This is a genomic window from Halobacillus naozhouensis (genome assembly GCF_029714185.1).
GTDB classification, from domain to species: Bacteria; Bacillota; Bacilli; order Bacillales; family Halobacillaceae; genus Halobacillus_A; species Halobacillus_A naozhouensis.
In genome coordinates this window covers 4,062,496-4,078,003 of sequence record NZ_CP121671.1, presented here as the reverse complement: position 1 = coordinate 4,078,003, position 15,508 = coordinate 4,062,496, and the positions used below count along the sequence as shown (strand labels likewise).

Sequence of the window (15,508 nt, the reverse complement as noted above, 5' to 3'; positions counted from 1 at the left end):
ATTGAACATCTGATTGCTTTAACCGCAGCGTTTTTATTAGATTTATGGATTGGAGATCCACGCTGGGTGCCACATCCTGTCCGCCTCATGGGGGGCTTGATTCATTTTCTTGAAAGCAGCTGGAATAAAGGGAGGCTTCGTCGCTTCAAGGGGGTGGCAATGGTGCTTATTGTATGCAGTGTTGTCTTCGTGCTTACATGGTCTATTACTGCACTCGGCTATCACGTTCATGTCGTGCTGGGGGTTGTCATAGAATCCTTCTTTATTTGGACAACGATTGCATTAAAAGGCTTGAAAGAAGCATCGATGAATGTATATATCCCATTAATGGAGTCCGACTATACTCGGGCACGCCACCATTTATCCATGATTGTCGGGAGAGATACCGATTATTTAGGTGAATCTGAGCTGGCAAGAGGAGCGATTGAAACCGTTGCTGAAAATACGAGCGACGGCATTACTGCGCCGCTTTTCTTTGCGTTTTTAGGCGGTGGGCCTTTAGCCATGCTTTATCGTGCCGTGAACACATGTGACTCGATGGTAGGATATCGACATGAACGATTCTACTTTTTTGGCTGGGCTTCCGCACGATTGGATGATGTACTGAACTGGGTCCCAGCCCGCCTGACATCGATTTTACTTTTGATACTAGAAAAAACTCGTTTTCAAACGAAAAAGGAAGCATTCACTTTATTATTCCGTCATTCAAAGCGTCATCCGAGCCCAAATAGCGGATGGGGTGAAGCAGTTTTTTCCATTCTAATGGGAATTCAGTTAGGAGGCGAAAATCGGTATTTCGGTGAAATATCCATGCGTCCTACGATTGGGATTCCCTATGAGAAGATGGGTGCTGAGCATATTAAAGCAGCCCATCACATTATGATGCGAGCTACACTTTATATGATTTTGTTGTTATGGATAGGAGGTGCAGTTATTGAAGTGGCCGTCACATGGAGCTAATCCGCAATATTTAACAGACCCACTACAACTGCCAGAGGTGACTTATGACTTTAGTGTAAATGTAAATCCGTTAGGGACTCCGGCTTGGTTACAGGAACAATGGGGAAGTTTTTTTGAACTCATCACGAACTATCCAGATCCCCATGCTGAAGATCTCCGTCGTACGATTGCTTTACAAGAAGGGATTTCAGAAAAACAAATTCTCGTTGGCAATGGTGCTTCCGAGCTGCTGACACTAATAGGAAGGGAGTTTGCTGGAAAACGACTATTGATTGTTGAGCCGACTTTTTCTGAATACCGAATGATTGCAAGCATGAACAATTGTACAGTAGAATCTGTATTTCTAACAGAGTCGGAAGGGTGGGGGCTTCCTTTAGAACGGATCAAGTCTAAGCTTGGTGGTATAGATCTCGTGGTCATCTGCCATCCGAATAACCCCACTGGTGTGAGTTATAAACAAAACAAGCTTTTTGAGCTATTAAATGAACTTGAAAGAAGAGGGGTTTCGCTCCTTGTCGATGAGGCATTTTATGATTTTGTTCATAATGAGCCTACACTTATTCAGCACATAAACGAATCATCTCACCTGATTATATTACGTTCCTTGACGAAAATGTACTCTATTCCGGGATTAAGGGTCGGTTATCTTGCCGGATCTGAGAGACTAGTTCAGAAACTAGCTTCCTATCAACCCACATGGAGCGTAAATGCGTTGGCGCAGCACATTGCGGTAGGCTGCATCAATGATCATTCCTATCGTCAACAGACAAGAGAATTCATTTATTCAGAAAAAGAGCAGGTTTTCTCCAGGCTTAAGAAACTATCTTTTACTGTATCGAAAAGTGATGTCAACTACTATTTGTTAGGAGGATACCCTTCTTTAAGTGATACTTTACTGCCTTTTCTGTTAAAAAACCGAGTGGCTGTACGTCATACTTATAATTTCCCTGGATTAAATGGAGATTATGTGCGACTGGCAATCCGTACAAAACAGGAGAATGATTACTTGCTTGAACTTTTGGAAAGGTGGGTACAAGCATGATGACCTTTGTCTGTGGAGGTGTAAGGAGTGGGAAGACAAGTTATGCAGAGGGTTGGATGTTGCAATCGAATCTGTCGCACCTCCACTATGTGGCAACGGGAGTGGTGACAGATTCAGAAATGCAAGAACGAGTATTCCGTCACCAAAAGGACCGCAAGCAAAGCAGGCGGTCATGGCAAACATGGGAGCAGCCGACAACAATTGATCAGCTTTCATTTACAGAAGACGATGCCGTTCTGCTTGATTGTTTAACCACATGGGTAACGAATGAAATGATGGTTCCTCAAGGCAAACGCCCCGATGATTTGATAGATTTTTTAATCGAACAGCTTGATCGGCTCATCGCTGATACGGGAGAGTTATATATTATTTCAAACGACCTTACCCGTGATCTACCTTCTTCTTCTGAACTGGTTCAGGACTATCTTTACATCCTTGGTACCATACATAAATATGTTATTCGCCAGGCAGATCAAGCGATCGAAATGGTGTTTGGCCAGCCCATTTTTCATAAGGGGGAAAAGTATGAAAGGAATAATGATTCAAGGAACAGCTTCTAATGTGGGGAAAAGTTGGATTGCTACAGGGTTATGCAGGACGCTCGTAAATCGAGGTATGCGTTTAGCTCCATTTAAATCGCAAAATATGTCTAACAACTCCTATGTGACCGTTAATGGAGAGGAAATGGGCCGTGCCCAAGGTATTCAGGCTGAAGCTGCAAGGGTTGAGGCAACGACCGATATGAATCCGATACTATTAAAACCAACAAGTGATCAGCGGTCTGAAATTATTATCCATGGGGTCAGCCAGGATGCCTGGTCAGGATTACAGTACCGCAACCATTGGTATGAAAAAGGTAAGCTTGCAATTCAGCAGTCTGTTCACCGGTTGGAGAACCATTATGAGGCTCTGATTATCGAAGGAGCGGGAAGTCCGGTTGAGGTCAATTTAAATGACCGCGAATTGGTAAATATGTCAGTGGCTGAGCTTATTGATGTGCCGGTCATTCTAGTTGCAGATATTGATCGGGGCGGGGTGTTCGCCAGTATTGTTGGGACGCTGGAGTTGTTGCCTGATAACCATCGCAAGCGTGTTAAAGGACTAATCATTAACAAGTTTCGCGGAGAACGTTCTTTATTTGAAAGTGGAGTAGAATGGCTTGAGAACTATACAGGTATTCCTGTTTTAGGTGTACTGCCTCATTTAGAAGAGCACGGTATTGAAGGAGAAGACTCATTAACGGTTCAACCTACCCTGGCAAAAAGGGAGAAATCGCTGGATATAGCTGTGATTCATTGGCCTTATTTATCCAATGAAACGGATGTAACTCCCCTTACTCAAGAGCAAGACGTATCGATCCGTTACGTTCGGTCAGTCGATCAGCTTGGCAGCCCAGATGCGCTTATTTTACCGGGGACGCGCAGCACGATCGAAGATTACATTGTATGTAAGGAGAAGGGATTGACAGGAGCAATCAGAGCTTACACCGAGCGGGGAGGAGTAGTGGTAGGGATTTGCGGTGGTTATCAGATTCTCTCTGATGTCATGTATCGGGATGAAACAGATGAAGTGGGTGAGAAAGGAATAGGGATATTCCCTCTATCCACAACTTTTGTGAAATCTAAACAGACGATTCGTGTGAGCGGTTACACTCATGAAGCAAGCGGTTATTCTTCTGTACCCATGTCTGGTTATGAGATTCACCTTGGGAGAACGGCTGGGTCTATCACGAAACCGTTCCTTCAATTAGAAGATGGCCCGGAAGGCATCAGCCTCGACCAGGGTCGTTTAGTTGGAACCTATCTTCATGATTGCTTTTACAACGATAACTGGCGTACGGAATGGCTCAATCGCTTGCGCAGGAGGTCTGAGCTGCCCGAACAGCCTATTGTCTATACAGTTAACCGTGAGGAGCGTTATGACAATTTGGCTGCTCATTTAGAGGCTCACCTTAATATGGATAAAATTTTTGAGATGGTGGAGGGCAGCGGCTTATGAAAAACGTAGGATTAGGTGCTTTGTTTACCTTGCAGTTTTTCTCCGTGTGTCCTATACGGAAAAACATTGAACCCAACTCATCGGTAGTGCGTTCGTGTCTTATATGGTTACCAGTTCTAGGATTAGTCATTGGGATAATTAATGCATTCATCTTCTATGGTTTAGCCTCTATAACTACCATGAGTTTAATCAGTTTAATCATTTTTGCGATCATGCTTCCAGCGATCTGGAGCGGCGGTCTTCACCTCGATGGTTTGATGGATACAGGAGATGCTTTCTTTTCCTATCAGGACTCGCATAAACGGTTAGAAGTTATGGGGGACCCTCGTACAGGTGCCTTCGGTGTATTGGTTCTTTTGGCTGTTCTGATTATGCGTTTTGTATTCATGTATGAAACGTTTCTCACTGACAGTTCTGCAATCTTGTTTATAATCATCGTTCCAATTTTCTCAAGAGGTGTAATGGTAATGCTGTTAGGAAACACGTTACCAGCTAGAAGCAGGGGGCTAAGCCATTTCTTTAAACGCCATTATCACCACAATGTAACCCTAACAATTATTGGGCTTATGTTCGTGACAAGTGCTGCAGTGTCTTTGCACTCCCTCAGTTACTTTATGGTTAGTTTCGCTATGCTTCTGGTCTCTTTAATAGGAATGTGGGGTATCAGAGTTTGGGCGTTACGGTCGTTTGGCGGAATAACAGGGGATGTCTGCGGCGCTACACTAGAAGGAATGGAGACTTTTTTATGGTTCATCGTTTGGTTGTGTATTTAGTTCGTCACGGGGAAACACCATCAAATGTCCAAAGACGTTATTTAGGTTGGCGAAATGAGGCGATGTCTGAACAAGGGCAAATACAAATAGAATGTTTAAAAAGACACCTGCCTGAACGGCCTATAAGCTATGCCAGTGACCTAGATCGTTGCAGTGAAACAGCGTCTATCCTTTTTCCATCAGTTGAAACGAAAGTGACAGAGCAGCTGCGCGAGTATGATTTTGGTGATTTTGATGGGCGTACATATGAGGAATTGAAGGAGCTAGGTAGCTATATGCAATGGCTGAATCATATGGAAAATATTACACCGCCAAACGGGGAGAGTTTTACTCAATTCAAGGATCGCATTTTGCACTTTTTTGCTCAAATACTAGAGGATGATCACCATTCAGATGAGCCTATTGCTATTGTAACTCATGGCGGGGTGATACGAACGATGCTACATCATTGGTCAAAGCAATCCGATTCGATGTGGGATTGGCTAATAGCACCGGGAGAGGCTTACAGAGTTATACTAGTTAAGGGGGAAGATCAATGGATTTTGTCACAGGCGGAGTCTATAACGGGAAGCTAGACTGGGTGCTTGAGAATTATGATAGCGATTACGCAATTTTAAAGGAGAACCATCGGCCTGAAACAGTTGATACCCCCCTAATGATTGTGGATAAGCTCGAAGACAGGATTTATAACTTCTTAAGGGACCAGGAAGAAGGGGTGGATAAGTGGCAGGAATATTATCATTCCTTAATAAAATGGGAACAAACTTCTACATCAAGAAAGCTTGTCATAATAGGAACAGATATTACAGGGGGGATCGTCCCTATCGATCAGCAAAACCGTTTATGGAGAGATAAGATAGGCTTTATTTATCAGCAATTAACAAAGGATGCCCAACGAGTCTTTCGAGTGTGGTTCGGCATCCCTCAACAACTAAAATAGGAGTGTGATAGACATGAGATTATACACAAAGACAGGTGACAAAGGGCAGACGAGTATCATTGGCGGCAGAGTGGATAAAGATGACGTGCGTGTAGAAGCTTATGGAACGGTTGATGAGGCGAATAGTTTTGTAGGGAAGGCACGCACAGAATTAATAGACCCTCGATTTAGTAATGTTCAAGAGGAACTTGAGAAAATCCAACATGAACTGTTCGACTGTGGTAGCGATTTGGCAAATAAGAAATCAAATCGCCCTTTCAAGCTGCAAGAAGAGAGCGTCGAATGGCTTGAGCAGCGGATGGATGATTACATTAAGCAAACTCCCGAGTTAGAACGATTTATCTTACCAGGCGGATCTCCTGCTGCATCCACATTGCATATTGCCAGGACTATTACACGCCGTGCCGAACGCTTAGTCGTTTCCTTGCAAAAACATGAAACGATTCATCCCGTCTGCCTGACTTATTTAAACCGACTATCCGATTACTTTTTTGCTCTTGCACGCTATGTGAATATGATCCTTGAAACAAAGGATGTTGAGTACATCCGCAGTGCAAAAGTGTTCCGTTCCGCAAAGAAGAAATCGAAAGACGAAGAGTGATCTGGTGGGACAGCCTTTGTGTATACCTATTGAGGAGGGGCGTGAACTTGTTATAGCTACCGATAACGCAGGAGGAATCGGTTCAAAGCCGAATGACCTCGTTCACGTATCTTATAAAACAGTTGTGGAATCCTTATTTCGTGTGTCGTTCATGGATTGTTTAGCATGGGGGGCGGCTCCCTTTGCCGTAACTATCAGTAATTTTGTTGGCGACGAAGTATGGGATGAGCTTGAACAAACCGTTAGAAACCTTGGTAATTCACTTGGGTACTCTCTTACTATTACGGGAAGTACGGAATCGAATATGGAAATGAGTCAGTCGGCAATAAGCTTATCGATGCTTGGATGGGTTGACCCTGCAGAAAAAAGAATCAGTATTTCCCCGGAAATGTGTGGAGTAGCGATGATCGGCGAACCGCTAGTCGGGGAGGATGTGCTCTCACATCCTGAAAGAATAGCTCCGCTTGAACTTTTTCAAACGATTACGAAACAGGAATGGGTTTATGAAATTTTGCCTGTTGGTTCAAAAGGCATCCAACACTGTGTCAGGGAGTTGGAAAAAAGGAATCGTTGGGGGAAAACAGATTTAAGTATTCCGTTCGATGTGAGGGCATCTGGCGGTCCCTCGACTAGTTTTATAGTTACTTATGATCAGAATTGTCGGCAAGACTTATTAAGTTTAACGGGTAAATATACCACCCTTTTCCATAATGAATGAATACGTAGCAGTAATTAAAATATATTAAAAACTCGTATACTTATATCTTTAGGCCATTAATCGAATTCTTTATAAACAAACACACTTACGCTATTGGTACTATAGGAATAGAATATTTTGAGTACATTGACATATTATTCTGAATTTAATCGAATGATATAATTGTGTATAAGATTTCCAATATATGCCTTGGTAATCTGGTAAGTAAGCATAATTTCTACGTATTACAATTCAATCCTGGGAGGGAAATTCATGAGTGAAGTGAGATTGATTCCGTATCGAACGGAAGAAGTGCTGGAAACGACCTCAGAAGTACCTGAAGGAATTGAGATGATCGAAGCGCCTGCTCTTTGGGAGCCAACAGAGCAAGGTAAAGGGAATGTCATTGCTATCATTGATACAGGCTGCCAGATGGACCATCCTGACCTTAAAGGCCGTATTATCGGTGGTAAGAACTTCACTACGGATTATGATGGGGACGAAAAGAATTTCAGCGACAACAATGGACACGGAACTCATGTATCAGGCACTGTGGCTGCTATTGAAAATGGGAATGGAGTAGTCGGAGCAGCTCCTCAGGCAAATCTTCTCGTTTTAAAGGTGCTGACTGGCGAGGGTAGTGGCCAAATGCAGTGGATCATTGATGCCATAGAATATGCGGCCAACTGGACCGGACCAAACGGTGAAAAGGTGAGAGTTATGTCGATGTCCCTGGGCGGTCCAAAGGATATACCTGAACTTCATACAGTCATTAAGGATGCCGTGCTGAAACATGACATTTCAGTTGTTTGTGCAGCTGGTAATTCAGGTGACGGACGAGGGGACACCCCTGAGTACGGTTATCCTGGCGCCTATAATGAAGTTATTCAAGTGGGGGCGGTTGATTTTGAACGTAATCTCGCAGAATTTACCAATACAAACAACGAGATTGACCTCGTAGCCCCTGGCGTGAAAGTTTTATCAACTCATCTAGAAGGAAAGTATGCAAAACTATCTGGAACTTCAATGGCTACGCCGCATGTTTCGGGAGCCCTAGCTTTAATCATTAGTTTAGCAGAAGAGCAATTTCAGCGACGTATGACCGAAGCTGAAATCTTCTCACAGTTGGTGAAGCGTACAGTATCTCTTGGTAATTCTAAGATTGCAGAAGGAAATGGATTGTTATCATTAGCTCTTCAAGATAAATTAGAAAGCTTATTTAGTACCTATAATAGAAAACAAGAAAGTTCAGCACCATCCTATTCTACTAAATGAATTATTAAAAAAGACTTCCTGAGGGAGGTCTTCGGCTTGTAGAGAAACCCCGTGTTTTTCTGCAAGCTATTTTTTTGCCGGCGAAACCACTCGCTTTCCGCTGAAGTCTCTCAGTATTCACCCTCCGTAACTCTTCCTAGCTAGGTGGAGGGCAACCTTTTTAATATTCCGGCACACCTTGAGCTTGGATGGTAGGAACATACAGATTTTCCACTAGGTCATACCTCCATTGAACAGCTGCTCTGGCTGCTTCTTCTGTAGCATGTGGAAAGTATCAACGCCAAATACTTCAGCCATGGCGCAAATTTCTCCGGGTTCCCCTTCCAGTTACACTGGTTTATTCCATTAATTAGAATACTTTTACAGTCGTTAATGAAGTAATTTCACTCGGCTTGACGATAATCGTATTCCTGCATAAACAACTTCACCGCGTTCGTTCGCAGGTGTGTTGGCCCATTTACCTTAATCAAAGGCGTTATCCGCAGCCTGAATGGCTTCTTTCGCATCGTGCTCATCGCCTTCAGCCGCGGAAGCGACAACTTCCTGATTGTAAGGATTTATAATGGAGCGAGTGTTTTTGGATTGGGATCCAACCCATTCTTTATTGATATACATCTTTTATAGTTCCACACGCTTCACTCCTTTTCTTTCTTTTGTTAACTTAGTTAAGAAAATATTTAACGTTTTGAACAAATTTTCACTCTACCACCCTCTTTTTTATATGTCAAAAGTGGAAAAAAATAAAATTTATGTTCAGCCTATGTGCTGATAGGGCTGAGATTGGGTTTAAAAAGATTTGCTTTTTGACAAGCTGAGATTATTCGTTAAGATAAGTTTGTAAAGAAAAAATTTAATAAAATTAATTGCCTTTCGTTGGAGGAGGTTGTAAATGTCGAACGAAAATAATGATCAGGCTCGTACTTCTATTGAAGAGGCGAAGGCTTATGTGATCGATTCAATTGCGGAGACAATGGATTTATATGGTGTGACACGAAGTGCCGGTAACTTATACGGGACGATGTATTTTGAAGAAGATATGACTTTAGATGAGATGCGCGAGAAGCTCGGCATGAGTAAGCCCAGCATGAGTACAGGCGTGAAAAAGCTTCAGGATTACAACATTGTCAAACAAACCTTTCGTAAAGGAACACGCAGACAGACTTTTGTAGCAGAAAAGGATTTCTTTCAATTCTTCACGAACTTTTTTACGAAAAAATGGGTGAGAGAAGCTAAGGTTAATTTAGATGCTATTAAGCAAGCACAGCAAGACCTGGACAATCTTCTCAAAGATAAAGAGTTAGAAGAAGATATAAGACAGGAGGCAGAACAGACCTATATAAAGTTGGAAGCTTCAAAGCCTTACTATCATTGGCTGCAAAAGCTGGTTGCTTCTATCGAGAGCGGAGAATTATTTGAAATGATTCCGATTGATGAAAGCGACGAATAAAAGAATAACGCCTCTTCATAAATAACTCTTTACGTTATTTAAGGGGAGACGTACGCCTGTTATAAAATACAGAATATTCAGATAATAGGAGTGATGTACATGGTAAAAAAATCAGACCCAAATAAATCTTTCTTACAAAAAAATGGTCCTCTATTGTTATTGGCCGTCTTACTGGCTGCCTTTGTTGTGTATATAGCTTTAACCAATGACGATATATTATGGAGCGGCTTTATCGCGATGCTCGTTTTTTATGCAATCGTTTATTATATAGGAGCATTTTTCGCAACTAAACAATCAGAGTCTCTCTCGGATATGATGGTTGCGAAGCGAAGTCTCCCGCTTGGAGTAGCCATGTTTACAATGGCCGCAACATGGGTTGGAGGCGGATATATAAATGGGACTGCTGAATTCACATATAGTGATGGTCTGGTCTGGGCACAAGCGCCATGGGGGTATGCATTAAGCTTGATTATTGGCGGGATCTTCTATGCCCGTAAGATGCGCCGCTACGAATTTATGACAATCCTTGATCCACTTGAACAACGTTTTGGTAAGAAGATGGCAGGTGTTCTATACATACCTGCTTTGCTAGGTGAAATGTTTTGGAGTGCTGCCATTCTTACGGCTCTTGGTACAACCTTTGGAACAATACTAAATATTGATTTCACCACATCTATTATTCTTTCCGGCGCAATCGCCATTGCTTATACAGTGGCTGGGGGAATGTGGGCGGTTGCCTACACAGACGTCTTCCAAATGGCTGTATTACTACTAGGTCTATTCCTCGTCGTTCCATTTGCTCTTGGCCAGGTGGGAGGCTTGGAAAGTGCCTGGAGTAGCTATTCCGCAGAATTTGGTTCTTATGCTAACCTTTTCCCACCGCTCAACGGCTGGCAGGACCCTGCATGGGGTAACTGGTATTGGAATTGGATTGATTACGCTCTGCTTCTTATCTTTGGTGGTATTGCCTGGCAGGTTTATTTTCAGCGTGTCCTTTCCGCCAAAAGTGAAAAAACGGCGATGTGGTTCTCTATTATTGCAGGGATTATCTGCCTGATTGCAGCTGTACCTGCTGTCATTATCGGTGTCGTTGGATCTAACATCGATTGGGCCGCCATGGGACTGCCGACACCAGAGAATGCAGCGGTTATCCTCCCGCACGTTTTACGTTATCTGACGCCTGAAGTGATCGCCGCGATCGGACTTGGAGCCCTGGCTGCGGCCGTTATGTCCTCTATGGACTCTTCCATTCTTTCAGCCTCCTCAATGGCATCATGGAACGTCTATCGACCATTAATTAACCCTCATGCCAGTGCGGATAAACTTAAGAAAGTCATTAAGCGAACGATTATTATCGTTGGGGTAGGCTCTATGATTATTGCCTTAAATGTGCAGAGTGTTTATACGTTATGGTATCTGGCGTCAGATTTAGTCTATACGATTCTATTTCCACAATTGACGATGGCCTTATTCTATAAGAATGCAAATCTTTACGGGTCGATTGCCGGTTTCGTAGTTGCTTTGTTTCTTCGTATTGGGGGAGGTGAGCCGGCCCTTGGATTGCCTGCTTTTCTGCCATACCCAATGATTACAGACGGTGGCATCGTCCTGTTTCCATTTAGAACACTTGCCTGTGTTTCGGCTTTTGTGATGATTTACGTAGTGTCTGAACTCACAAAGAAAACATGCAAGCCAAAGTCACTTGTTATGCCGGGAGATAAAGAACAAGCTGAACAAAAATTGTCCTCTTAACGTGATAGAAATGACAGAAACCAGCCCCGCTAATCTAGCGGGGCTGTTTATTAAATATTCAATTCAATAAACGATAGTCTCGCTTTCTGAACTTGAAAAAGGGGGTAAATTCATACACTATTATAGATAGAATAAGGAGTTAAAGGGTTTGGGGTGTTTGGTTGCTCTATTATGATAACGTTTACTGAAGTGAGGTACACCGTTTTTATGGAATGACTATCTAATTATGTGGAGGGTACTTGGCGTGTTAAGTGTAAGAGGCGAATATAAAGACGAGCTTTTTGAAACTATTCTGGAAAATGCCTATCATTGTTTTGTAGTAGTGGACCGTAATGGTGTTGTGACGTATATGAACAAAACGTACTGCAGGTTTCTGGAGGTTTATGAATCTGAGGTTATTGGCAAGCACGTAACAGATGTGATCGAAAACACTCGTATGCACATTGTCGCAAGTACTGGCAAGGAGGAAATAGCTGACCTTCAGTTTATTCGTGGCAATCACATGGTTGCCAACCGGATTCCTGTAATGTCAGGGGAGAAAGTAGTTGGCGCAGTAGGAACTGTATTGTTCCGGGATACAAAAGAGTGGATGGTGTTAAATAGTCACATCAAAGACTTATTGTTAGAGCTTGAGTTCTACCGGGAGCAGATGAAGAGTCATCATGGTGTTGTGTACTCGCTTCATGATATTGCTGCTAATTCTCCTAAAATGGTACAAATTAAGGAAACTGTGAAACAAATTGCCCCTGGTGATGTGTCCATTTTATTAAATGGGGAAAGTGGTACAGGAAAAGAATTATTTGCGCATAGCATTCATCTGCTGAGTGAACGCCATACGAAACCGTTTGTAAAGGTGAATTGTGCAGCCATTCCGGAGAATTTAATTGAATCAGAATTATTCGGTTATAAAGAGGGTGCCTTTACAGGAGCGAAAAAGGGAGGGAAGTTGGGAAAGTTTCAGCTGGCAGATGGTGGAACGCTTTTTCTAGACGAAATTGGGGATATGCCTCTAAACGCCCAAGTAAAACTGTTGAGAGTCCTGCAGGAAAAAGAAGTCGAAGCGGTGGGCGCGGTTCACCCACAAAAGATAGATATAAGAATTGTAGCGGCTACCAATAAATCACTTGAAAGACTAGTAGAAGAAAAACGGTTTCGAGAGGATTTATTTTATCGTGTTAATGTGATACAAATCGATATTCCTCCTTTAAGAGAAAGATCTGAAGACATTGCGATGCTGGCCGAATTCTTTCTGCAGAAGGTTACGGATCGAACCGGGAAAAGGGTGACGGAATTCACCTCTGAAGTTGTGGAGCGACTGAAGCAGTACAAATGGCAGGGAAATGTGCGGGAACTTGAGAATGTAGTAGAGGCTGCTGTACATTTATGTCATTCTTCCACTATTACAATGGCTGATTTACCGGGATATCTGCAATCCCCTACTCTGTCATCAGTCGAAGGGTTGACGTTAAAGGAAATCATACAAAATACAGAACAAAAAGCAATTGAAAATACGTTGCAGCAAACTGACGGGAATAAATTAGAAGCTGCTCGTCGATTAGGCTTAAGTAAATCGAGCTTTTATGAAAAACTAAAGAAACACCAAATATAAATGGAAGCCCTCTGATTAGCTCTGGCACTTTCGTTTTTATACATTCTGCCATAGGGAATGGCTATATAGGGTGGTGCTATGTCGTCTTTAAAGGTTTATACTTAGTACAGTACATATTGGAGGGGTGAATATTTTATGAAATCATATATTCAAGAGCATATCGATGCTTTCATAGAAAAAAATAAAAACAAAGGAAGGCTGCTCATTAAATGTCCTGATCAACCAGGAATTGTATCGGCCATGTCGTTGTTTTTAAAGCAAAACGGCGCTAACATAATTGAATCTAATCAATTTACAACGGACCATGAGGGTGGAACATTTTTTATTCGTATGGAATTTGAATGTCCTGACTTGCAAGAAAAAGGCCAAAGGCTAGAGAATCAATTCCGAGAAATTGCCGAATCATTTTCAATGGATTGGGAGATTCATTTCCTTCATGATGTCAAAAAAACCGCTATTTTTGTATCCAAAGAACTTCATTGTTTACGTGAACTTTTGCTGGAATGGCAAAGTGGGGACCTGATGACGGATGTTGTCGTTGTGATAAGTAATCATGAGGAATGCCGTGGGATTGTAGAATCCTTCAACATTCCCTTCTATTATATTCCTGCAAACAAGGACATCCGCAAAGAAGTAGAGGCAAAGCAGCTTCAGCTATTAGAGGACTACGAAGTTGATTTGATCGTGCTTGCCCGTTATATGCAAATTCTAACACCTGAGTTTGTAGCAGCACATAAGGCGCAAATTATAAATATCCATCACTCTTTCTTGCCAGCCTTCATTGGAGCTAATCCTCATAAGCGTGCTTTTGAACGAGGCGTAAAATTGATTGGGGCTACTGCCCATTATGTGACGAATGACTTGGACGAGGGACCGATTATTGAACAGGATATTATTCGTGTTAACCATCGGGATAACGTAGAAGATTTGAAAAAGAAAGGGCGGTCCGTTGAACGTAGTGTGTTGGCCCGTGGAGTGAAATGGGCATTAGAAGATCGTATAATCGTTTATGAGAATAAGACAATTGTTCTGTAAGAAATTTAGGAAGAGAGCGTCCTTCTGGGGCGCTCTCTTCCTACTTATAAAGTAATAGAATATGTTGTAAGTAAGTCTGATAATGCCGGACTTTCATTCCCATCTCTTCCAGTTTTAGGGGGAGCCGTAATTAATGCATTCAGTACAGCTTCTTCCGTTGCTTCTCCTACTGCCCTGAACGCTAAGTCTATGTCTTCCTCATGAATCATTGGCAAGGTGAGACAGTGAGGCGGCCTTTCACGAGGGATTTTTGTAGCGGTAGAAAATCCGATAATCACATCTCCGCTCCCATTCGAAATGGTTGATCCAGTCCGGGATAGTCCAGTTACAGAACGTTTGATGATTCGATGCAACTGTCTTTCGGACACGGGGAGATCTGTAGCTGTGATCACCATAATCGACCCTTTGTCCTTTTCTTCAGCGAGTGGAAGAATGACCTTTTTCAATTCTTGTCCAATTGCTCTTCCATTAATTCTTAAATCGCTCAGCATTCCAAAGTTTGTCAGGACTAATACCCCGAGTGTATAAGTGCCATGCCCCAGGTCCATTTGTCTTGAAGCTGTTCCAATCCCACCTTTTAGTGAATAACTTACCATACCTGTTCCAGCACCGATTGCACCTTCTTGAAACTCAGAAGAGGTGTGAGCCAATGCTGTGAGAACGTGATGTTCTTCTACGAATTGAGCACGGATATCATTAAGATACATATCATTACATTCCCCTACTATCGGGTTGAGTGTTCCTGTTGTCCGGCCAACTTCAGGGTTTTCAGCCATCATGTATTTCGTCAGAGCTAAGGCTGCTGTGCCTATATTTAACGTGTTAGTTAATACAATTGGTGTTTCAAGAGTGCCTAGTTCATTCATTTGAATCGTACCGATTGTTTTGCCAAATCCATTTAAAATATGGCTGGAGGCGATCAATTTTTCTTTAAATAGATTTCCTTGATGGGGGAGGATAGCGGTAACGCCTGTTTGCATTTCCTCATGGCTTAATGTGACGTGACCAACTGTGACTTCGTCTATATCTGTGATTGAATTGTAGTATCCTGTGGGTAACTTTCCGATAATAACACCATAATCCCGAATTCTTTTTTGGTCATGCATTTCAACTCACCTTTCTTTCAACTTCCTATTTGACTCATTCAACTTATTTACAAATAGTCCTTTATTTTAAAAAAATTCACGGAAAAATTTTAATAGTTAAAGAAAAAATTTAAAAAATTTTTGAACAAGAATGGATGCGCTTACATTTTTTGAGCAATTTATTTGAAGTCAATGAATTCAGTAGGTTAATGGAATTGATAATAGTTTGTATTTTCTGAAAACTAACCTTCAGAACGAAGAAAATCCGTCTTTGGCGCGTGAAGAAGGATTATT

Annotated in this window: 15 protein-coding genes and 2 pseudogenes; 14 read left to right on the top strand and 3 right to left on the bottom strand. The window is 42.2% G+C overall.

Annotation, left to right across the window (positions count from 1 at the left end; all coding sequences use genetic code 11):
- From cbiB to P9989_RS20725, 10 genes are all read left to right on the top strand, one after another.
- Complete coding sequence (gene cbiB, locus P9989_RS20770; protein ID WP_283079005.1) at positions 1–960, top strand: adenosylcobinamide-phosphate synthase CbiB; 960 nt, start codon at positions 1–3, stop codon at positions 958–960.
- Positions 935–2,002: a pyridoxal phosphate-dependent aminotransferase gene (locus P9989_RS20765; protein ID WP_283076739.1), complete on the top strand. Its 1,068-nt coding sequence runs from the start codon at positions 935–937 to the stop codon at positions 2,000–2,002. Before cbiB ends, P9989_RS20765 begins: the two co-directional genes overlap by 26 nt.
- Entirely contained in the window at positions 1,999–2,562 is a 564-nt protein-coding gene (locus P9989_RS20760; RefSeq protein WP_283076738.1) for a bifunctional adenosylcobinamide kinase/adenosylcobinamide-phosphate guanylyltransferase, read from the top strand. Before P9989_RS20765 ends, P9989_RS20760 begins: the two co-directional genes overlap by 4 nt.
- On the top strand, positions 2,528–4,000 hold the full coding sequence (locus tag P9989_RS20755) for a cobyric acid synthase (protein WP_283076737.1): 1,473 nt from the start codon (positions 2,528–2,530) through the stop codon (positions 3,998–4,000). The genes P9989_RS20760 and P9989_RS20755 overlap by 35 nt, the downstream gene beginning before the upstream one ends.
- A complete protein-coding gene (locus tag P9989_RS20750) occupies positions 3,997–4,773 on the top strand; it encodes an adenosylcobinamide-GDP ribazoletransferase (RefSeq protein WP_283076736.1) in 777 nt (258 codons plus the stop codon). The genes P9989_RS20755 and P9989_RS20750 overlap by 4 nt, the downstream gene beginning before the upstream one ends.
- Positions 4,746–5,348, top strand: coding sequence for a histidine phosphatase family protein (locus P9989_RS20745; RefSeq protein ID WP_283076735.1), 603 nt, complete (start codon positions 4,746–4,748; stop codon positions 5,346–5,348). Before P9989_RS20750 ends, P9989_RS20745 begins: the two co-directional genes overlap by 28 nt.
- Complete coding sequence (locus tag P9989_RS20740; RefSeq protein WP_283076734.1) at positions 5,309–5,713, top strand: bifunctional adenosylcobinamide kinase/adenosylcobinamide-phosphate guanylyltransferase; 405 nt, start codon at positions 5,309–5,311, stop codon at positions 5,711–5,713. The genes P9989_RS20745 and P9989_RS20740 overlap by 40 nt, the downstream gene beginning before the upstream one ends.
- A 13-nt stretch (positions 5,714–5,726) precedes the next feature.
- A complete protein-coding gene (locus tag P9989_RS20735) occupies positions 5,727–6,314 on the top strand; it encodes a cob(I)yrinic acid a,c-diamide adenosyltransferase (RefSeq protein ID WP_283076733.1) in 588 nt (195 codons plus the stop codon).
- 16 nt (positions 6,315–6,330) lie between these two features.
- Positions 6,331–7,032, top strand: a complete 702-nt coding sequence (locus P9989_RS20730; protein ID WP_283076732.1) for an ATPase — start codon at positions 6,331–6,333, stop codon at positions 7,030–7,032.
- Between the two features lie 252 nt (positions 7,033–7,284).
- Positions 7,285–8,286 carry a S8 family peptidase gene (locus tag P9989_RS20725; protein WP_283076731.1) on the top strand — a complete coding sequence of 334 codons (1,002 nt, stop codon included), beginning with the start codon at positions 7,285–7,287 and terminating at the stop codon, positions 8,284–8,286.
- Between the two features lie 166 nt (positions 8,287–8,452).
- Here the strand turns inward: P9989_RS20725 and P9989_RS21750 are convergent.
- A pseudogene (locus P9989_RS21750) lies at positions 8,453–8,618 on the bottom strand (NAD-dependent alcohol dehydrogenase); the annotation flags it as partial.
- 133 nt (positions 8,619–8,751) lie between these two features.
- Positions 8,752–8,901, bottom strand: a pseudogene (locus P9989_RS20720) (aldehyde dehydrogenase family protein); the annotation flags it as partial.
- 274 nt (positions 8,902–9,175) lie between these two features.
- Between P9989_RS20720 and cudC the strand changes: the two are divergent.
- The 4 genes from cudC (at position 9,176) to purU (ending at position 14,129) form a co-directional block, all read left to right on the top strand.
- Positions 9,176–9,733 carry a choline uptake/conversion transcriptional regulator CudC gene (gene cudC, locus P9989_RS20715; RefSeq protein WP_283076730.1) on the top strand — a complete coding sequence of 186 codons (558 nt, stop codon included), beginning with the start codon at positions 9,176–9,178 and terminating at the stop codon, positions 9,731–9,733.
- Between the two features lie 99 nt (positions 9,734–9,832).
- A complete protein-coding gene (locus tag P9989_RS20710; protein ID WP_283076729.1) occupies positions 9,833–11,485 on the top strand; it encodes a high affinity choline transporter 1 in 1,653 nt (550 codons plus the stop codon).
- 244 nt (positions 11,486–11,729) lie between these two features.
- Positions 11,730–13,094 carry a sigma-54 interaction domain-containing protein gene (locus tag P9989_RS20705; RefSeq protein ID WP_283076728.1) on the top strand — a complete coding sequence of 455 codons (1,365 nt, stop codon included), beginning with the start codon at positions 11,730–11,732 and terminating at the stop codon, positions 13,092–13,094.
- 135 nt (positions 13,095–13,229) lie between these two features.
- A complete protein-coding gene (gene purU / locus P9989_RS20700; RefSeq protein ID WP_283076727.1) occupies positions 13,230–14,129 on the top strand; it encodes a formyltetrahydrofolate deformylase in 900 nt (299 codons plus the stop codon).
- 44 nt (positions 14,130–14,173) lie between these two features.
- On the opposite strand, the gene P9989_RS20695 is transcribed toward purU, so the two are convergent.
- The gene (locus P9989_RS20695; protein WP_283076726.1) at positions 14,174–15,235 is read right to left on the bottom strand and encodes a DmpA family aminopeptidase; all 1,062 of its coding nucleotides are present in this window, start codon (positions 15,233–15,235) and stop codon (positions 14,174–14,176) included.
- Positions 15,236–15,508 lie beyond the last annotated feature (273 nt).